Source organism: Bradyrhizobium sp., assembly GCF_027451485.1.
In the GTDB taxonomy this organism is placed as follows: Bacteria; Pseudomonadota; Alphaproteobacteria; order Rhizobiales; family Xanthobacteraceae; genus Bradyrhizobium.
Window position 1 is genome coordinate 1 of sequence record NZ_DAIDJE010000073.1, and the last position, 18,188, is coordinate 18,188.

The 18,188-nt window shown below is 60.3% G+C and carries 15 protein-coding genes and 2 tRNA genes; 5 read left to right on the forward strand and 12 right to left on the reverse strand.

The window, feature by feature from the left end; all coding sequences use genetic code 11:
* Nucleotides 1-190: 190 nt before the first annotated feature.
* A tRNA-Asn gene (locus NEZ08_RS10070) sits at nt 191-265 on the reverse strand.
* 411 nt (nt 266-676) lie between these two features.
* On the opposite strand from NEZ08_RS10070, the gene NEZ08_RS10075 reads away from it, so the two are divergent.
* Both NEZ08_RS10075 and NEZ08_RS10080 read left to right on the forward strand, forming a co-directional pair.
* The gene (locus NEZ08_RS10075) at nt 677-856 is read left to right on the forward strand and encodes a hypothetical protein (protein WP_298106471.1); all 180 of its coding nucleotides are present in this window, start codon (nt 677-679) and stop codon (nt 854-856) included.
* Between the two features lie 587 nt (nt 857-1,443).
* Nucleotides 1,444-1,517 (forward strand) — tRNA-Cys (locus tag NEZ08_RS10080).
* Nucleotides 1,518-1,575: 58 nt separating this feature from the next.
* Here NEZ08_RS10080 and galE read toward each other — a convergent pair.
* Both galE and NEZ08_RS10090 read right to left on the reverse strand, forming a co-directional pair.
* Nucleotides 1,576-2,586, reverse strand: coding sequence for a UDP-glucose 4-epimerase GalE (galE, locus tag NEZ08_RS10085; RefSeq protein WP_298106472.1), 1,011 nt, complete (start codon nt 2,584-2,586; stop codon nt 1,576-1,578).
* 147 nt (nt 2,587-2,733) lie between these two features.
* Complete coding sequence (locus NEZ08_RS10090) at nt 2,734-3,468, reverse strand: tRNA-uridine aminocarboxypropyltransferase (protein ID WP_298106473.1); 735 nt, start codon at nt 3,466-3,468, stop codon at nt 2,734-2,736.
* Nucleotides 3,469-3,748: 280 nt separating this feature from the next.
* Between NEZ08_RS10090 and NEZ08_RS10095 the strand changes: the two genes are divergently transcribed.
* Both NEZ08_RS10095 and NEZ08_RS10100 read left to right on the forward strand, forming a co-directional pair.
* Nucleotides 3,749-4,978, forward strand: a complete 1,230-nt coding sequence (locus NEZ08_RS10095) for a cyclopropane-fatty-acyl-phospholipid synthase family protein (protein ID WP_298106474.1) — start codon at nt 3,749-3,751, stop codon at nt 4,976-4,978.
* Between the two features lie 148 nt (nt 4,979-5,126).
* Nucleotides 5,127-6,167, forward strand: a complete 1,041-nt coding sequence (locus NEZ08_RS10100; protein ID WP_298106475.1) for a cysteine synthase A — start codon at nt 5,127-5,129, stop codon at nt 6,165-6,167.
* Between the two features lie 33 nt (nt 6,168-6,200).
* Here NEZ08_RS10100 and NEZ08_RS10105 read toward each other — a convergent pair whose 3' ends face one another.
* The 4 genes from NEZ08_RS10105 to NEZ08_RS10120 are packed head-to-tail and all read right to left on the reverse strand — an operon-like array spanning nt 6,201 to nt 10,709.
* Complete coding sequence (locus NEZ08_RS10105; protein ID WP_298106476.1) at nt 6,201-6,941, reverse strand: amino acid ABC transporter ATP-binding protein; 741 nt, start codon at nt 6,939-6,941, stop codon at nt 6,201-6,203.
* A gap of 14 nt (nt 6,942-6,955) precedes the next feature.
* A complete protein-coding gene (locus tag NEZ08_RS10110) occupies nt 6,956-8,476 on the reverse strand; it encodes an amino acid ABC transporter permease (RefSeq protein WP_298106477.1) in 1,521 nt (506 codons plus the stop codon).
* Nucleotides 8,473-9,678 (reverse strand): ABC transporter permease subunit, encoded by a 1,206-nt coding sequence (locus NEZ08_RS10115; RefSeq protein WP_298106478.1) that lies wholly within the window; start codon nt 9,676-9,678, stop codon nt 8,473-8,475. Before NEZ08_RS10115 ends, NEZ08_RS10110 begins: the two co-directional genes overlap by 4 nt.
* Nucleotides 9,679-9,698: 20 nt before the next feature.
* The gene (locus NEZ08_RS10120; protein ID WP_298106479.1) at nt 9,699-10,709 is read right to left on the reverse strand and encodes an amino acid ABC transporter substrate-binding protein; all 1,011 of its coding nucleotides are present in this window, start codon (nt 10,707-10,709) and stop codon (nt 9,699-9,701) included.
* Nucleotides 10,710-11,018: 309 nt separating this feature from the next.
* Here NEZ08_RS10120 and metC point away from each other — a divergent pair, with 309 nt between their 5' ends.
* Entirely contained in the window at nt 11,019-12,209 is a 1,191-nt protein-coding gene (gene metC, locus NEZ08_RS10125; protein WP_298106480.1) for a cystathionine beta-lyase, read from the forward strand.
* Here the strand turns inward: metC and NEZ08_RS10130 are convergent.
* The 5 genes from NEZ08_RS10130 to pbpC form a co-directional block, all read right to left on the reverse strand.
* Nucleotides 12,206-12,535, reverse strand: a complete 330-nt coding sequence (locus NEZ08_RS10130; RefSeq protein WP_298106481.1) for a lipid-A-disaccharide synthase N-terminal domain-containing protein — start codon at nt 12,533-12,535, stop codon at nt 12,206-12,208. The genes metC and NEZ08_RS10130 overlap by 4 nt on opposite strands.
* Nucleotides 12,532-13,278 carry a glycosyltransferase family 2 protein gene (locus tag NEZ08_RS10135; RefSeq protein ID WP_298106482.1) on the reverse strand — a complete coding sequence of 249 codons (747 nt, stop codon included), beginning with the start codon at nt 13,276-13,278 and terminating at the stop codon, nt 12,532-12,534. Before NEZ08_RS10135 ends, NEZ08_RS10130 begins: the two co-directional genes overlap by 4 nt.
* A 196-nt stretch (nt 13,279-13,474) precedes the next feature.
* On the reverse strand, nt 13,475-14,305 hold the full coding sequence (locus tag NEZ08_RS10140) for a phosphatase PAP2 family protein (RefSeq protein WP_298106483.1): 831 nt from the start codon (nt 14,303-14,305) through the stop codon (nt 13,475-13,477).
* A 1-nt stretch (nt 14,306) separates the two neighbouring features.
* A complete protein-coding gene (locus tag NEZ08_RS10145) occupies nt 14,307-16,049 on the reverse strand; it encodes a glycosyltransferase family 39 protein (protein WP_298106484.1) in 1,743 nt (580 codons plus the stop codon).
* A gap of 51 nt (nt 16,050-16,100) precedes the next feature.
* On the reverse strand, nt 16,101-18,149 hold the full coding sequence (pbpC, locus tag NEZ08_RS10150; RefSeq protein WP_298106485.1) for a penicillin-binding protein 1C: 2,049 nt from the start codon (nt 18,147-18,149) through the stop codon (nt 16,101-16,103).
* Between the last annotated feature and the right edge of the window lie 39 nt (nt 18,150-18,188).

Sequence of the window (18,188 nt, forward strand, 5' to 3'; positions counted from 1 at the left end):
AAAAAGCGGGGCCATCTTTGATACAAGGTTCGCCAAAACGCAACATGGCGGCAAACCGCGCAGGCCCGCGCATGCAAACAGCAAGGATGGATGCCCGCGCCGGAGCTTTGGCGGCGCCTCGAAAGAGGGTCTCAGATGTGAGGGAGGGAACCAGTGGCAGGCAGGATTTTTAAAAAGTGCCTGATTTTGCTGGCTCCTCGGCCTGGATTCGAACCAGGGACCATTCGATTAACAGTCGAATGCTCTACCGCTGAGCTACCGAGGAATAGGCGAAACCGCTGTTCGCACGGCGGAGCGTATAACAAAGCCTCCGAGGCTTGCAAAGGACGAAATAAGCCCCTTTTTCCGTGCTCCCGATAAAGCCGCTGGTCTCAAGTCATCGCCTCGGTCGGGAAATCGCGTTCGCAACTGTCGATGTCTCGAAGGGCGAACTCCCTGAGATGATCGTCGCGGCACGAAAGGCGGCGGCGTCATCCTGTTGGCCGACGATGCGAACCGCGATCACCCCTCAAAAGCGAATGCGTCGATTTGTGCAGGTCGATCCACTCCCGCGCATTAGCACTTGGGTAACTACCCGGGTCCAACCTCTGCCGAATCGCTACAATTTGAGCGATTTGCTCAATCTGGAAAAGAAAAAGTCCTGCGAGCTTTCCGCGCTGGAATGCGGGAGAGCGCGATGAGTGAAGCGGAATTCGAACGACTGCTCGATGCCGTCAACGCGGCCGTGGCGCCGGTCCCGCAACAGGACTTTATCACCGGCTTGAGGACATATCGCTGTCCCCCGGAGGGCGCCAACGATAACGGGTCAGCCTGGCCGCTCATCCCTTTCCCGGACGGTTGGCACGCGACCTGCTGACGCGCCTTCTGCCGTCCCGGACGGCGCCGAAACTCGCTAGCAACCGCGGCAGACTGAGCTGAGCGCTTTATCGACCCGTGCTTCCTCGCCGTCTACCGCGGCGCCGGTGCCAAGCAGTGCCCCCTTTTGTGGGCGCGCCCCAAAGCCGCTCGTCGAAAGTGCGGTGCCCGACGAATTGGTTCCAGGTGCCGTTACCCTCTCGCCGAACGCGCCGCCAGTGTCGGGAATGCCAAGGCCGGATGAATGAGAGTAGTTCGTGCCCCCAACAAGGGCTGACGCCGGCGTCGCAGCGAAGCTCATGCATACTGCGATACAAACCAAGGAGAGGTTCTTCATGATGCCCTCCTCCCAAGACAGAACAACAACGCCGGGGTTCGATGGCTGTTCGAACCTAACAGGATTTTTAGTCCGCCTGGTGCGGCGTCGCGCTTCACGCGAATTCGACCGCGCCCCGACGAGCTTTTCCGCGCAAAATCTGCGCGCATGGCTTGCGTCATCGATGCGTGAGAATCGTCGAATCCTGCCAGATTCGGTTTCAGGAAGGTTGCCTATCCCCTTGGTCGTCTATATTAATCCCCGCCCGGTGGGGCCACGTGGCGGAGTGGTTACGCAGCGGTCTGCAAAACCGTTTACACCAGTTCAATTCTGGTCGTGGCCTCCATTAAAATCAACGATTTAGCCGCCGATTTCGCCGTCACAGGTGAGATAGCCGGTGCTCCTTATCCAGCATATCCATTTGGATTCTGGCTCTGCCAGCGCCAATGATCTCTGCACATCGTCTCGATATCTCTGGTTGCTCGCCAGCCGCCGAGATATCTTGTTGCGCGATCCGTCGCCGCGTAACAGCTGGCGATATCGCCGGAGCGGCGCGGCCGCATGTCATAGGGAATTGGCTTCCCACTCGCCTGCTCGAAGGCCTTGACGACCTCCAGCACACTATTGCCCCTTCCCGTTCCCAGATTGAGAGCGAAGCATCCCGTCTGTTCGAGCGACTTCAGCGCGGCTACGTGCCCCTGGGCCAGATCCACGACGTGGATGTAGTCCCGCACACCCGTTCCGTCCGCGGTATCGTAATCATTGCCCCAGATGTTCAGGCGCTCGCGTCGGCCGACCGCAACCTGGGCCACGAATGGTAGAAGATTGTTCGGAACGCCCTTGGGATCCTCGCCGATCAGGCCGCTCTCATGTGCTCCGATGGGATTGAAGTAGCGCAGGATTCCGATGCTCCAGGTAGGGTCGCTGGCACTTAAGTCGCGCAGCATCTCCTCGACAATGAGTTTGGTGCGGCCATAGGGATTGACGGGGTTGAGCGGGTGATCCTCGGTGTAGGGAAGAAACTTCGGGTCGCCGTAGACTGTCGCCGAGGAAGAAAAGATCATGCGCTTGACGCCGCTTGTCTGCATCGCTCGCAATAGTCGGTGGCTGCCGATGACATTGTTGTCGTAGTAGTCGAGCGGCGAGTTGACGGACTCGAGCACGGATTTCAGTCCGGCAAAATGGATAACAGCCGCGCAACCGAAATCCTTCAATGTCTTCTCGAGAACCGCCTGATCACGAATATCGCCTTCGACAACTGCAAATGGCTTCCGGGAAATCTGTCGGACGCGTTCCAGCGACTTGCGGCTGGAGTTGGCGAAGTTGTCGAGGACCACAATCTCTTTGCCGGCATTGAGAAGCTCGACGCAGGTGTGAGAGCCGATATAGCCGGCGCCGCCGGTCACCAAAATCATGGGGCTGTCCTCGTGTCTTGGTCGGTAGGAAATAGGTTAGAATCGGACCGTTAACGTATCTGATCACGCGCCGATGAGCGTTCTCGCTTGGCGACGTCAATAACGCCGGCTTAAGGCAAGGGTTGCTCGCAGCGGTTCGGCGGATACCTAGCTCCGCCGGCGGCGACGAAAATCCCGTTTGGGCCGTTTCGGCGTGAGTTCGGGCTGTTCTTCCTGCACCTCGCGGTATTTTTTCAGCATTCGCGTGAAGCTGGCGTTCAGCGCATCGGCGATGTCAGGGCGCCTTTCGAGACGGGAAACAACCAGCGCCGCCGCCTCGATAGTGGAAAGCCCGTCGCGGCGCGGCTCCCGCCGAAGCTTCCCATAGCGCGAGGGCTGCGAGGGCCCGAGGATCAGGCGCTGGCATTTCAGCATCCAAGGATTGCGCCACCACAGCGCTTTGGCCTGACTCCAGGTGCCGTCCAGCAGCACCACTCCTTCGATGCGGCTCAGGATGGCGCGCTGGCTCTGCTCCATCTCGCCTTTGCGATTTATGGCGACGACTTCTTCCGTCGTGCCCAGATCGCCTGCTTTTGCAGACCCCAAATAGAGCACCGCCCAACGGGAGGGATCGGCAACGGTCCGTCCCAATGCTTTTGAAAGGCTCGGCCACGAGAGACCGACCTTTACCGCCGCCCTTTCGAAGTGCATCGCCGTCAGCCGCGCCGTACCGAGCGCCCGGTCCTGCTCCTGTGGATGCTGCAAGATCAGCAGTTCGATGCGGCTATCGATCGGCCTGACCTCTTCACAGACACACAAGGGCCACGGCTTATGGCAATGCGGGCATTCAGGCACCGCCGAAGCTGCGGTAACACCACCTTCGGCTTTGGGAGGGCTGGACATGGCCCTGCTATACGCCGCGCCGGGACTGGCAGCAACGACCGCAGCATTGGAGCCGGGTCATCTGCCAGGGTCCTAAGCCAGACGTGGCGACCGCGCCACTGCTTCCTTTTTCGCTTCCCGCCCTAGCCCCACCCGGTGGCGACGCCGTGGCGCTGACGGAAACGAGTACGGCTCGCGCGGCGGCGCAACGGCTGAGTGCCTCAAGCTTGGCGATTGAGCGACGTCATGCTTATATTTCCGTGCCTGTTCGCAGCAGAAGGGAGAAGTTGGTCGGCCAGCCATGCCCGAGGTCATTCCGGTTACGTCCGAAACGTTGGATCGCCTGCCGGCGGACCTGCCCCGCATGGTACGCCTCGCGCTCAACTATGGGGCGCGACTGCGTTGCGGCTCGCTCAAAGTGAGCTTGCCGGATGGCCGCATCGTCAGGCTTGGCGATAACGCCCCCGGGCCGGCGGCCGCCATGAAGGTCTATGGCTACGGATTTGCTTCACGACTCATTCGCGGCGGCGACATCGGCATTGCGGAAGCATACTTGCGCGGCGAATGGGACACTCCCGACCTCACTCAATTTCTCTATCTCTTCTGCGTAAACCAGGACTGGATGCGATCCATGCTCGTCGGCAAGCCGATGGTGCGGGCATTCCAGATCATCCGTCACTGGTTCAACCGCAACACCCGACGTCAGGCGCGGCGAAATATCTACAAGCACTACGACATCGGAAACGCCTTCTATTCATCATGGCTCGATCCGAGCATGACCTATTCCTCGGCACTGTTTGAGGAGCACACGGCCGATCTCACCGCCGCGCAAAACAATAAATATCGGCGACTTGCTGAAGCGATCGATCTCAAACCCGGTCAAAAACTGCTGGAGATCGGTTGCGGCTGGGGCGGCTTCGCCGAACACGTCGCAAAGACGCTGGGCGCGAAGGTCGTCGGACTCACCATCAGCAAGGAGCAGCGCGACTTCGCGCGAGCCCGCATCCAGGCGGCCGGCCTCAACGATCGTGTCGAGATCAGGTTGCAGGATTACCGAGACGAACGTGATCATTATGACCGCATCGCCTCCATCGAAATGATCGAGGCGGTGGGCGAACAGTTCTGGCCGCACTATTTCTCGCAATTGCGTGATCGGCTGCTGCCAGGTGGCCTTGCCGGTGTCCAGGCGATCACTATCCAGGACAGCCTGTTCCAGGCCTATCGCCGCGAAGTCGATTTCATTCAGCGTTACGTTTTTCCCGGCGGCATGTTGCCCTCGCCGCAGGTTCTCAGATCTCTCGGCGAGCGATTTGGAGTGCCCGTCATTCGCGAGCGCATTTTCGGGAAAGATTATGCCAGGACGCTGGCGACCTGGCGGCATAATTTCCGAACCGCTTGGCCAAACCTTACGCCGCTCGGCTTCGATGAACGGTTCCGGCGGCTGTGGGAATATTATCTCGCCTACTGCGAGGCGGGATTTTTGTCGGGAAACATCGACGTACGCCAAGTCGTTTTTGCGAAAAGCAGCTAGGCTGATACGCGCAAAACAGCATCAAAAGCCGCTTCCACTTTCATCAACCGGGACCTACTGTGGCGGATCGCCTTGAACCAGAGACGCACCAATGGTGTTGGTGAATCTGATTCCGAAATCCGTGCTGCGCACAAGAAAACCGATCGCCATGAGAATTAATAGCGACGTCATCGAAGCCATCGGCAACACGCCGCTCATCAAGCTGAAGCGGGCTTCCGAACTGACCGGCTGCACCATCCTCGGCAAGGCCGAATTCATGAATCCCGGACAGTCCGTCAAGGACCGCGCCGGCAAGTGGATGATCCTTGAGGCTGAAAAGCGCGGCGAACTCAAACCCGGCGGCCTGGTGGTCGAAGCGACCGCCGGCAATACAGGGATCGGCCTCGCCGTAGTTGCAAGCGCGCGCGGATATCGAACGCTGATCGTCATCCCGGAAACGCAGAGCCGGGAAAAGAAGGATATGTTGCGGCTCTGTGGCGCGGAACTCGTCGAGGTGCCGGCGCTGCCGTATTCCAACCCGAACAACTATCAACACGTCGGACGACGGCTGGCCGACCAATTGCGGGCAGACGAGCCGAACGGCGTCCTGTTTGCCGACCAGTGGAACAATCTCGACAACCCGAAAGCCCATTACGAATCGACCGGTCCCGAAATCTGGCAGCAGACGGACGGCAAGGTCGACGGATTCATCTGTTCGGTCGGATCGGGCGGCACGCTCGCCGGGACGAGCCGATATCTCAAGGAAAAGAACAACAGGGTCGTGATCGGTTGCGCGGATCCGCATGGCGCGGCGATGTACGAATTGTTCAAGCATGGCGAAGCCAAGTCCACACCCGGCGGATCGATCACCGAAGGCATCGGCCTCGGCCGCGTCACTCCCATCATCGAGCAGGCCCGCGTCGATGAGGCCTACCTGATTTCCGACGAAGAAGCGGTTCCGATCATCTACGAACTGCTCGAGCACGAGGGCCTTTGTCTCGGCGGCTCGACCGGCATCAATGTAGCGGGCGCGATCCAGCTCGCCAAACAGCTCGGACCGGGCAAGACGATCGTCACGATCCTATGCGATTCCGGAAACCGTTATCAGTCGAAGCTGTTCAATCCTGACTTCATGCGCTCCAAAAACCTGCCGGTGCCGGCATGGCTGGAAAGGCACACCAAGATCGACATTCCCTTTGCAAAGCCGTAACTGACGCCAGCTTTCCGGGCCCAACCGGATCAATCAGCGCAAAATCTGACTGAGGAAGAGCTTGCTCCGCGCATGCTGCGGATTAGCGAAGAAGTTGGCCGGCGTATTGGTCTCGATAATCTGACCGGCATCCATGAACACGACGCGATTAGCGACTTCCCGCGCGAATCCCATTTCATGGGTGACGACGAGCATAGTCATACCCTCCTTTGCAAGGTCGACCATGGTGTCGAGAACCTCCTTGACCATTTCCGGGTCGAGCGCCGAGGTTGGCTCATCAAACAACATCACTTTCGGATTCATTGTCAGCGCGCGGGCAATCGCCACGCGCTGCTGCTGACCGCCGGACAGCTGGCCCGGATATTTGTTGGCCTGATGCGGGATTTTCACCCGTTCCAGATATTTCATCGCCGCCGCTTCTGCGTCCCTCTTCGGCATGTGACGAACCCAGATTGGCGCGAGCGTGCAGTTCTCCAGCACCGACAGATGCGGAAACAGATTGAAGCTTTGGAATACCATTCCGACCTCGCGCCGGACTTCGTCGACCCGCCGAAGTTGCGGGCCCAGTTCAATGCCGTCGACGACAATTCGGCCTTCCTGAAATTCCTCGAGTGCATTGATGCAGCGGATCAAGGTCGACTTTCCGGAGCCGGAAGGACCGCAAATCACGATGCGCTCGCCCTTGGCTACATCGACATCGATGTCGCGCAACACATGAAAGTCGCCAAACCACTTGTTGAGTCCGGCAACACGGACGATCGGCTCTGTGGTCATGACCTTTTTCTCGGTTATTTTCGGTGAGCATTCAGCCTGTTCTCGACGAACAGCGAATAGCGGGACATTCCAAAGCAGAAGACGAAATAAATAATCCCGGCAAAGGCAAACCCGGTAAACATCGTCGATGGCGTGGCCCAAACCGGATCGGCGAAGGATGCGTGCACCTGCCCCAGGAGATCGAACAGCGCGACGATCGATACCAGCGACGTGTCCTTGAACAAGCCTATAAAGCTGTTGACGAGCCCGGGAATGACGTGGCGGAGCGCCTGCGGCATCACAACCAGCGCGGTGGTTTGCCACCAGGAAAGGCCAACGGCGTTCGCCGCCTCACCTTGCCCGCGCGGGATCGCCTGCAATCCGCCGCGAATGACCTCGGCGATATAGGCCCCCGAAAATAGCGCGATTCCGATCAGGGCACGAACGAGACCGTCGACCCTGAAGTTTCCGGGCAGGAACAGCGGTAGCATGTAGGTTGCAAAGAACAGCACCGTAATCAGGGGTACGCCGCGCCAGATCTCGATAAAGCCAGTCGAAAAAAGCCGGATCAACGGGATTGTCGAGCGCCTGCCTAACGCCAGGGCAATTCCGATCGGCATCGAGGTGACGATACCGGTGACAGAGACAACCATCGTAACCAGAAAGCCGCCCCACAGCCCGCTGTCGACGAGGGGCAGTCCGCCGCGGTCCAACCCCATTGTCGCGATCACGAGGCCGATGCCCGCAAATGTCGCGAGACTACCCATCAACATGCGCCATCCTGCGCGAAAGCCTCCGCCAAGCAGAAACAGGATCAGCGACACGAGAATTGTCGTGGCCACCAAATCAACCCATACCGGACGGGAGGAGTTTTGGATGTGGCCGTTCAGCCAAACCAGCGGCCAAATCAGCAGGGAAATCGCCGCTCCGAGCAGCGACACGAGATGACCAAGTAGTTGCAACAGCGGACCGATATTGGCCGTTGCCTCACCTGCTCTCCGCAACGTCTGGCCGAGATCGCCGATACCGGCAGCAAACCCCGACAGCAGATTCGTTACCCAGCTGACGCCAAAGCCGTCCAATCCGCCGCCGCGGAGCAAGAAGAACGCGACGACTGGAAAGGCGGCGAAGAACAGGCCCGCGTTGAGTCCCTTGGCCGGCAGCCGCGGGATCAAGAGCGGCAGCAGTAGAACGGCGCCGAGAAAGAAGGTCAGATTGACCCGCCAGCGCTCCTGCTCAGGATAGAAGCCGTAGATGAACTGGCCGAACTTCGCTTCGACAAAAGGCCAGCATGCTCCGACGGGATGTCCGACATTTTCCGCGAGGCAGGCGGTACGGTCCTTCCCGCTCCAGACGGCGTCGACCAGCAGAAACTCGACGGTCGGAACGACGACAAACCAGAGTAGAACCAGACTCGCGAGGGTAAGAAAGATGTTTACCGGCGAGTTGAACAAGCGTGTGCGCAAGAAGCCGATCAGGCCTACCATTTCGACCGGTGCAGCCCGTTCAGGAATGAGCTCCCGCCGAACGAAAGAGGATACGGCGGATTCGCTCATGCGCCCATGCTCCGGCCGATCCGCCAGTTATAGAAGCCCATGATCGCACTCGTGACCAGCGAAATCAGGAGATAGACGCCCATCGTGATCCCGATGATTTCGATCGCCTGCCCTGTCTGGTTCAGTGACGTGCCAGCAAAGACCGAGACCAGATCGGGATATCCGATCGCAACCGCGAGCGAGGAGTTCTTGGTCAGGTTGAGATACTGGTTGGTCAGCGGCGGGAGAATGACTCGCAGCGCCTGCGGCACCACGATCAGCCGCAACGCCGCTCCTCGCGTGAGCCCGAGCGAGGCCCCGGCTTCCATCTGTCCCTTGTGGACTGCCAGAATTCCTCCGCGCACGACCTCGGCGATAAAGGCGCCGGTATAGGTCGATAGCGCCACCGTCAACGCGACAAACTCCGGAATAATTCGCGAGCCGCCCGCAAAGTTGAATCCTCTGAGCCGGGGTATTTCGAAGCCAAAGGGGGTACCAAACAGCAGCACGGCAAGCAGCGGCAGCCCGATCAGCACGCCGAAGATAGCGGGCCAGATCCTCATTATCCGGCCAGACTGAAACAGCTGCCGGCGGACATAGAGCCTCAGCAATAACGAAACGGCTATCGCGAGGAGGAGCGCGGCGATAACGGCTGCCAATCCGGGATGCGGAACAGGCGTCGGCACAACGAGGCCCCGATTGGAAAGGAAAATGACGCCGAACAACGAAATGCTTTGCCGGGGCGGGGGAAGTGCGCTGAGCACCGCGAGATACCAGAACAGAATCTGAAACAGGAGGGGAATATTGCGCAGCAATTCAACGTAACCGCCGGAAATCCGTGACAATAGCCAGTTCGGCGACAATCGGCCCAACCCGACCAGGAATCCGATCAGCGTGGCGAAGAAGATTCCGATGACCGAAACGAGCAGCGTATTGAGCAGACCGACAACGAATACGCGCGCATAGGTATCTGACTGCGAATAAGGAATCAGACTTTGATTGACGTCGAAGCCGGCGTTGTTGGTCAGAAATCCGAAGCCGGCGGCAATCCGCTGCGTCTCCAGGTTGCTCCGGACATTGTCGACAATCGCGTAAGTAGTCCAGGCAAGGAGGACCACAAACAGAAGCTGAAGGAAAAACCCCTTCCAGCCGGCACCGCCGCCCAGCGCCCGCTGCAATCTTGCGGCGAACTGCCGCGGCGGTGGTCGTGCCCCGATCGCCATCGCTGCGGCGGTCCGCCGGGTCAGCGAATTGGCGGAGCGTACTGAATTCCGCCCTTGTTCCACAGCTGATTGAGGCCGCGGGCAATCTTGAGCGGCGAACCGGCGCCGACGTTGCGATCAAAGGTTTCGCCGTAATTGCCGACGGCCTTGACGATCCGGACGACCCAATCCTTGGTCAGCCCGAGCTGCTCGCCGAAATTGCCGTCCGTCCCCAGGACGCGCTTCACCTCCGGCTTGTCCGATTTGGCCATCTCGTCGACGTTTCTTTGGGTGATGCCAAGCTCTTCGGAATCAACCATGGCAAACAACACCCATTTCACGATGTCGAACCATTGGTCGTCGCCATGACGGACCATCGGGCCGAGCGGCTCTTTCGAGATGATCTCAGGCAGCACGACGTGGTCGGCGGGATTGGTCATCTTCAGGCGATAGGCATAGAGGCCCGACGCGTCGGTCGTGAAGGCATCGCAGCGTCCGGATTCATAGGCCTTGACGGTCTCGTCTGCGCCGGCGAACGCCACAACCTCATATTTCATGTTGTTGCTCTTGAAGAAGTCGGCGAGATTCTGTTCGGTCGTCGTGCCCGTCTGCACGCACACCGAGGCGCTGTTGAGCTCAAGTGCCGAATTAACCTTCAGCGACTTTTTCACCATGAAACCTTGCCCGTCGTAATACGTCACGCCGGTAAAATTCGCGCCGAGCGTCGTGTCACGCGACAGCGTCCAGGTCGTATTGCGCGACAGCACGTCGATTTCGCCGGATTGCAGCGCGGTGAAACGGTCCTTCGCCGACAGCGGCACGAACTTGACCTTGGTCGGGTCGTTGAAGATGGCCGCGGCAACCGCGCGGCAGACGTCCACGTCGATTCCAGTCCAGTTGCCCTTGTCGTCAGGTGCCGAAAAGCCCGGCAAGCCCTGACTCACGCCGCAAGTCAGCATGCCCCGATCCTTGACCGTCTTGAGCGTCTGAGCAGTCGCAGGCTGCATTGCAAAGCCGGCGGCGAGAGCAAGGGCAAGAAAAACGCGTTTCATGGCGAGCCTTTCGGGATCGATGATGCTTGAACGCAAGACAAGGCGGGCCAGCCAGCCGTCCCCTCAACTGCCGATCCGGACCAGCATTTTTTTTGCTGCACATCCAGTCCAAGATGAAGCGACGGTCGCGGCAGGCCCCTCAACGCTGCGGCGATTTGCAACTCATATCACAGAACGACTGGCGCGCCGGGTCAAGGGGTTGACGTCGGTCTTCCCTGCCCTGCTATTAACCAACGAGCCGTCTTCCGCTGCTTCGCGAAAGCCTCACAGCGCAGGGCAGCCGAATCGCCATCAAGGAGTAGCCAAAAAATGAGCACCGGCGACCATGAGAGGACAATCCCGCTGAAGACCGAAACCACGCTGGTGACGGCGGGGCGCGACACCAAGGCACAGAAGGGTTTCGTCAATCCACCGGTCGTCCATGGTTCCACGGTACTTTATGCGACCGCAGATGATCTTCACGCGCATCGCGGCGAATATCAGTATGGCCGACACGGCAGCCCGACGACGAAGGCGCTCCAGCAAGCGCTGATGGCGCTGGAAGGACCGCAATGCGCCGGCGTGGGCATAGCGCCCTCGGGTCTCGCGGCGATCACCACGACCCTGCTCGCCGTGCTCAAAGCGGGCGACCATCTTCTGGTCTGCGACAACGTCTATCGGCCCTCGCGCAATTTCTGCAACGGCATGCTGGCCCGTTACGGCGTCGAGACCACGTATTTCGATCCGCTGATAGGCTCGGCCATAACCAGCCTCTTCAAACCAAACACCAAGGCCGTGCTGATTGAGGCTCCGGGCTCGCAGTCATTCGAAATGCCAGATGTTCCCGCTATTGCTTCGGCTGCTCACAGTCACGGCGCTATTGTGATCGACGACAATACCTGGGCGACTCCGCTGTTTCACCGGTCCCTGGAGCAAGGCGTCGATATCAGCATTCAGGCCGCTACCAAGTATATCGGCGGCCATTCCGATATTATGTTCGGGACGATTTCAGCCAATGCCGCGACATGGCCCTCGGTCTCTGACGCGATCCGCTTCCTCGGAGTCTGCGCGGGCCCCGACGATGTCTTCCTCGCGATCCGCGGTTTGCGGACGCTGGCGGTGCGGCTGGCACAGCATCACCGCTCGGGACTGGAAATGGCGCAGTGGCTGGCCAAGCGGCCCGAGGTCTTGCGCGTGCTGCATCCGGCGCTTGAGACGGATCCCGGTCATGCGATCTGGAAGCGCGATTTCACCGGGGCATCGGGACTGTTCGGCGTGGTGTTGAAGCCTGTCCCTGAGGCTTCGGTCGACGCCATCCTCAATTCTCTTGAATTGTTCGGCATGGGCTATTCCTGGGGCGGTTTTGAGAGCCTCGTCATTCCCTTTGACTGTACGAGCTATCGCACGGCGACGAAATGGGCGCCGGGCGGTCCGACACTTCGGCTGCATATCGGGCTGGAAAACGTAGAAGACCTGAAAGCTGATCTTGCCCGCGGATTTGATGCCCTGCGCGCCGGTTAACTGCCAGCCGAAAGCCGCTCCTTGTGAATCGCGATGAAGTAAAGATTGCGCAAGTACACCACGAGACCGAGCGCCTGCCCCGCGATGAACACGGGGTCGCGTCGGTAGAGCGCATAGACCAGCAACAGCGCGCCGCCGCCGACCGAAAAAAACCAGAAGGCGACCGGAATCACGCTACGGCGCGCACGTTCCGACGCAATCCACTGCACCACGAAGCGCATGGTGAAAAAGCCCTGCGCAATGAAGCCCAGGACCACCCAGCCATCGAACTTGATGACGAACACGTCGTGCAGATAGCTGACGAGATTATTGAACAACTGGATCATAGGGTCACCTCGGTCACGACGGGCGTTGGCTTCTTGCGGCGGATCAGCCACCACACGCCTGCAAGGTCCATGATTCCGATCCACAACCGATCGAAAAAGCCGTAGTTTGACACGCCCGAATGCCTTGGACGGTCGATTACATCGACATAAACAATGCCGTAGCCCTCGCGGCGCACAAGCGCAGGCAGAAAACGGTGCAGTCCGTCGAAATAAGGCAAAGCCAAAAATACCTCGCGCCGGAACGCCTTAAGGCCACATCCGGTATCACGGGTGCCATCGCGAAGGATTGCATTGCGGACGCCATTGGCGATGCGGGATTGAACTTTCTTGAAGCCGGTGTCCTTGCGCCCCACTCTTTGACCAGCTGCCAGTCCCGTTCGTTCGCCGCCTTGTTCGATGGCCGAAATCAGCGCCGGGAGAAAGGACGGATTGTTTTGGCCATCGCCGTCCAACGTCGCCACAATCGTGCCGCGCGCGGCGCGCACGCCGCTGCGCACCGCCGCCGACTGCCCGGTAGATACCGCATGGCGCAGCTGCCGCAGATTTTCCCGCTCTTTCATGATTGCCGTCAGCCGTGCCGCGGTTGCGTCGGTTGAGCCGTCATTGACGTAGATGATTTCATAATTCCAACGGCTATCAAGCGCAGCAGCAATTTCCGCAATCAAAGGCGCAACGTTGTCTGCCTCGTTGCGCACGGGCACAACGATGGAAACGGCAATGGCGGCAGTGTCCGAAGAAGGCAAATCTCACCCGTTAGCGTTGGACGGCGGCTGGTGTGGCGGTTCAGAAGTGCCACGGGGTCGTCATGCGAACTTCTGAACCAAAGCCATACCAGATCGATAGGCTCGCTGGTGTCCTTGCGGATTCCGAAGTTTGAATGTTGGCTCCGCAAAGATGATACGAACTCCGAAATCGGGATACCGGTCTGGTGCCCGTTTCTTATGAGGCTGACGGCTTGGCGGCAACCCTTTTGAGAGGCCCTTCACGCAGCGGGGAAATTATACCAGCCTCGTCAATCGCAAATCCGAGCGCGCGCGCGGCGAACCAGTAGCGGACGTACATGGCGCCGATCATTCCGATCGCGGCACCCGCCACCACGTCGCTTGGATGATGAGCCAGAAGCACAAGACGGGTAAACCCGATGGCCAACGCATAAGCCACCATCAGGCCCCGAGTTCGCGGCCAGAGCGCAGCTACCGCAAACGCGAGCGCAAAGGCAGTGATGCAATGGGCGGATGGAAAACTCGCGTGCGCCTCGGTTCCGGCGAACGGAACGAAGTTGAAGGGATCGGCGTGACCCCCGACAAACGGGCGGCCTCGTCCGACCGTCCATTTCACGAATTCGCCAAAAGCAAGCGGCACCGCGAGCGCCAGCCAAACAAATTGCAGACGTAAGCCGACGGCCAACAGCCGGCGCCGCGCCGACCCATGCACCGCCGGCGCTATCAGCACTACGGCAATCAGCGAGCCCGTCACCATCAATAGAACATAATTGTCCTTGCCGAAATCGCTCAATGTCCGGAATGGCCAAAGGCCTGTCGTGCCGCGGGGTGGCATCAGCGCGATTTCCCGGGCGTCAACAAAGATCATCAGCGCGACGATGAGTATGGCCGCGATGACGGCCGTCGTCAGGGCATTGCGCGAGAACCGCCGCGCACCAGCGGCTCGGTGCATTTGCGATGGCGGACGCGCCAATTGGGCCGCCCAGGTCGAAACGACCAACACAAGGCGTGCAAAATAGCCCGGGTCGACGCCGCTCTGGATCGACATCCTAGTAGGTGCCTTCGGAGCGGAAGATCGCGATTGAAATCGGCCGCCCCTGCGAAATGTTATAGCCCTCGATGCGCGTGGCGACGTCGTAGCGCAGGCCGATCGCCTCTGCGCGCTGAGCAAAGCTGCGTTCCGCGGTCTTTTCAATCAGGGCAAAGCGGCAACTGCCCTGAGCGAGAAAATCAGCGGCGCCCGATCCGTCCGTTAGCAGCGTCGACGTCCCCGACATGAAGACGAGACTCGGCTCGTGGTAGCCGGCGGCTGCGGCCTTCGGCCCAACGCAGGCGACTTTACGAAGCGCCCGAGCTATCTCCGCGCTCGGAAACAGCGGCGTCAACGCCGGCACCACGACGCCATAAATGGCAAAGGCGAGAAACAGCGCCGACGCGATCGCGTTCAGCAATGACCGTTCGGCGCGACTGTCGTCATAGAGCCACCATGCAAACAGCCCGAAGATCAATGCCGCCGCCACGAAGGGCCACGCCAGGAACACCGGCTGGCGCGTCACGGTGACGGCACCGACAACGGCGGCAAGCGATGCCAGTGCAGGAATGATAAACCACCACGCTGTTCCGCTTGTCAGCCAGGAGCGCGACAGCACGCGCCTTTCGACTGCTCCGACCGTGAGGATTGAGATGGCCGGATAGAGCGGCAAAACATAATGCGGGAGCTTGGTCAGTACGACCTCGAACACGATCCAGGAAGGTATCAGCCAGGCGAGCAGGAATTGCGCTCCAGGCTCTCGCCTCGCCCGCCAGACCGCTGGCGCTGCCATCGCCGCCAGTGGCGCACCCGGCCAGAACGTCAGCCAGAACAGCAGCAAATAGACCCCTGGTGGAGCACCATGCGATTCCTGCGCCGCAAGCTTGCTTAGCATGTCACCGCCGATTGAATCGGCGAAGAAGGCGTCCCCGGCCCGCCAGAAGATGGCGACGAACCACGGTAGGACGAGGACAAGCATCCAGATCAGACCCCATACCGGCCGCAGCCGCCAAAGCCATTCCGCAGAGCGGTCAAGAAAGGCGAGCGTCACAATCGTCAGGCCGACGAACATCAAGATCAGCGGTCCCTTGAGCAAAATGCCGCCAGCAAGCGCCGTCCAGAAAACCGCCGGCCACGACCATGGTGGATGAGGATCATCCTCACCACGTTGCCAGGACAGATAGGCTCGCGCCAAGGCTCCCATTGCGGCCACAACGGTCAGCAACAGCATCGCGTCGGTCTTGGCGAGGCGCGCCTCCACGTTGAGCAGGACAGAACTCGCCATCATGAGGGCCGCCAGGATGGCGGCGCGACGGCTGACAAAGGCAAGCGCTGTCCAGTAGGTCAGAAGCACCGCGCCGAGCGCGCCGATCAAAGACGGCAAGCGATAGACCCAGATGCGCAGCCGGGCGCGCGGCAGTCCCCATGCGGACGCGGTTTTGACGGCGGCAGCCTGCATCCAATAGATGCCGACCGGCTTCTTGTAGCGCACTTCATCCTGAAAACGGATGTCGACGAAATCGCCGCTTTCGACCATCTGCTTGGTCGCCTGCGCAAAGCGCGCCTCATCGCGATCGATCGGCGGAATCCTGAAAAAACCCGGGAGGAATAACAAAAGCCCGCAGAGCACAAGAAGCGCGACGGCACGGACATGGTTCGCAGTCGCAAAATTCAGGACGTCCACGAGACGGCTGCCCCGGTCGGCCCTCTTTTGAGGCTCGCGCGGCGCTCCAAACCGGGGGCTGGCATAGGTCTCGCTCATCGGTTCCGCATACGCCGAAAACGACGACGCGACAACCGCTTAGCGGGCTGTTTACTGAATTCTGATAACAACTGTGTCCGCCGAACCCTTGGCGTCGATTACGGTCAATCGGGCAAAGCCCGGACCCGGCGAATCGATCAGGTGCTGGCGGCGGTTATCCATTTGTCCGATCGAAACGCCATTAAGAAGCATCGTTATCGGAAGAGCGCCGCCTGCCACTTTCACCGGCAGCGCTGACGAGGTTCCATCACCGGCTGAAACGTCGACCCGGGAACCGTTGATCGGGAACTGGATGTGCGGCGCCCGCTCGCCGTCGGTTCGCACCAGTTCGCCCAGCGGCCGATAACGCCGCAATGGGAGCGGCAACTTGGCATTACTTGCCAGCAATGTCCCCTTTGGCGGCCGCGGCAAGGCCGCCGGCAATTTGCCAGTGCGGGCGAAGGCGTCAAAAAGGATTGGCGCGGCCGCCGTCCGGCCGGCGATGCCGGACACCGGCGCGCCGTCGGGGCGACCGACCCAGACGCCGATGGTCATCCGCCCATCGAAACCGATCGACCAAGCGTCACGGTAGCCATAACTCGTTCCGGTCTTGAAGGCGATTCGGTTGCGCACGCCATTTTCCGGCGGCGGCGTTCCCAGCAGGACGTTGCCGACCTGCCAGGCGGCGACCTGGTCCAGTAGTCGCTCCGGTTCCGTGCCCTCCCCGCTCCGGCTGCGGATCTCGAGCAGCGGCCGCGTGTTGCCGAGCCGAGCCAGGCCGGAATAGAGCATCACCAGATCCTGCAAGGTGATCCCGACGCCGCCGAGCCCCATCGCCAGACCAGGAACCTCGTGTTTGGGCAACACCAGATCAGCGCCCGCCTGCTTGAGCCGAGAAGACAGGCGATCGGCGCCAACCCGGTCGAGCAACGCAACCGCCGGCACGTTGAGCGACATCTGCAGGGCTTTACGGACCGAAACCGTGCCCTGGAACGTCATGTCGAAATTTTCCGGCGCATAGGAGCCGAAACGGACCGGACGGTCGTCGATGAGGCTTTCGGGATGAATAAAACCGTCCTCGAACGCCAGGCCATAGATGAACGGCTTCAGCGTCGATCCCGGCGAGCGCACCGCGCGGGTCATATCGACCTGACCGGCGCGGCTGTCGTCGAAATAGTCCGGCGAGCCGACCCGGGCGAGCACCTCGCCGCTGGCGTTGTCGACGACCAGAATGGCCACCGAAATATTCGCTCCCAACGCAGCCGCACGGTCATGGGCAAGCGTCTCAAGTGAATGCTGCAGGGCTGCATCGAGCGTCAGCGCGAGGATGGGCTGATCCTTCACCGCCGCCATTGCACGATCGGCAGAATGCGGTGCCAGGATCGGCATCGGCTTGCGCATCTTCGGCACGGGCACTGCCTTGGCCACGGCCGCATCACTCTCTGAAATCACACCGTCTTCGACCATAAGGTCAAGCACGCGATCGCGCGCGAACCGCGCCGCGTTCGGGTGGCGATCGAGCCTGCGGTTTTCCGGCGATTGCGGCAGCGCCACCAAAAGTGCGGCCTCCGAAAGCGAAAGCCGTTTCGGCTCCTTTCCGAAATAAGCGATCGAAGCGGCGCGGATCCCTTCGAGATTGCCCCCGTAGGGTGCCAGCGCGAGATAGAGATCAAGGATTTGATCCTTGCTCATTTTCTGTTCGATTTCGACTGCGCGCACCATCTGCCGAAGCTTGGCGTAGGCCGAGCGCCGCCGCCGCGGTTCCATCAGGCGGGCAAGCTGCATGGTGATGGTCGAACCGCCGGACACGATATGGCCGCGGGTGACCAGTTGAAAGGCTGCACGGCCCAGTGCCAGCGGATCGATGCCCCCATGAGAATAGAAGCGACGGTCCTCATAGGCGAACAACAGCTTCAGATAGGTCGGATCGACGTCGGTTGCCGCATGAACCGGCAAGCGCCAGCGTCCGTTGGCCATCGCATAGGCACGTAGCAATTTGCCGTGACGATCGATGATCGTGGTGGAAACTTCGTGTGCCTCGCGCAGCGGCATTGGCCCGAGCGAGGCGACCCAACCGGCAAATATCACCACCAAAGTGAGGCCGGCTGCCGCCAGCATCATCCATCCCGCTCGCCTCGCGCGACGAGCCGGTCGGATGAC

Excerpts from the sequence above, each read along its gene's own strand:
- NEZ08_RS10075 (WP_298106471.1), top strand. The coding sequence starts at position 677 with ATGAGTGAAGCGGAATTCGAACGACTGCTCGATGCCGTCAACGCGGCC.
- galE (WP_298106472.1), bottom strand. The coding sequence starts at position 2,586 with ATGATTTTGGTGACCGGCGGCGCCGGCTATATCGGCTCTCACACCTGC.
- NEZ08_RS10090 (WP_298106473.1), bottom strand. The coding sequence starts at position 3,468 with ATGTCCAGCCCTCCCAAAGCCGAAGGTGGTGTTACCGCAGCTTCGGCG.
- NEZ08_RS10095 (WP_298106474.1), top strand. The coding sequence starts at position 3,749 with ATGCCCGAGGTCATTCCGGTTACGTCCGAAACGTTGGATCGCCTGCCG.
- NEZ08_RS10100 (WP_298106475.1), top strand. The coding sequence starts at position 5,127 with ATGAGAATTAATAGCGACGTCATCGAAGCCATCGGCAACACGCCGCTC.
- NEZ08_RS10105 (WP_298106476.1), bottom strand. The coding sequence starts at position 6,941 with ATGACCACAGAGCCGATCGTCCGTGTTGCCGGACTCAACAAGTGGTTT.
- NEZ08_RS10110 (WP_298106477.1), bottom strand. The coding sequence starts at position 8,476 with ATGAGCGAATCCGCCGTATCCTCTTTCGTTCGGCGGGAGCTCATTCCT.
- NEZ08_RS10115 (WP_298106478.1), bottom strand. The coding sequence starts at position 9,678 with ATGGCGATCGGGGCACGACCACCGCCGCGGCAGTTCGCCGCAAGATTG.
- NEZ08_RS10120 (WP_298106479.1), bottom strand. The coding sequence starts at position 10,709 with ATGAAACGCGTTTTTCTTGCCCTTGCTCTCGCCGCCGGCTTTGCAATG.
- metC (WP_298106480.1), top strand. The coding sequence starts at position 11,019 with ATGAGCACCGGCGACCATGAGAGGACAATCCCGCTGAAGACCGAAACC.
- NEZ08_RS10130 (WP_298106481.1), bottom strand. The coding sequence starts at position 12,535 with ATGATCCAGTTGTTCAATAATCTCGTCAGCTATCTGCACGACGTGTTC.
- NEZ08_RS10140 (WP_298106483.1), bottom strand. The coding sequence starts at position 14,305 with ATGTCGATCCAGAGCGGCGTCGACCCGGGCTATTTTGCACGCCTTGTG.
- NEZ08_RS10145 (WP_298106484.1), bottom strand. The coding sequence starts at position 16,049 with ATGAGCGAGACCTATGCCAGCCCCCGGTTTGGAGCGCCGCGCGAGCCT.
- pbpC (WP_298106485.1), bottom strand. The coding sequence starts at position 18,149 with ATGATGCTGGCGGCAGCCGGCCTCACTTTGGTGGTGATATTTGCCGGT.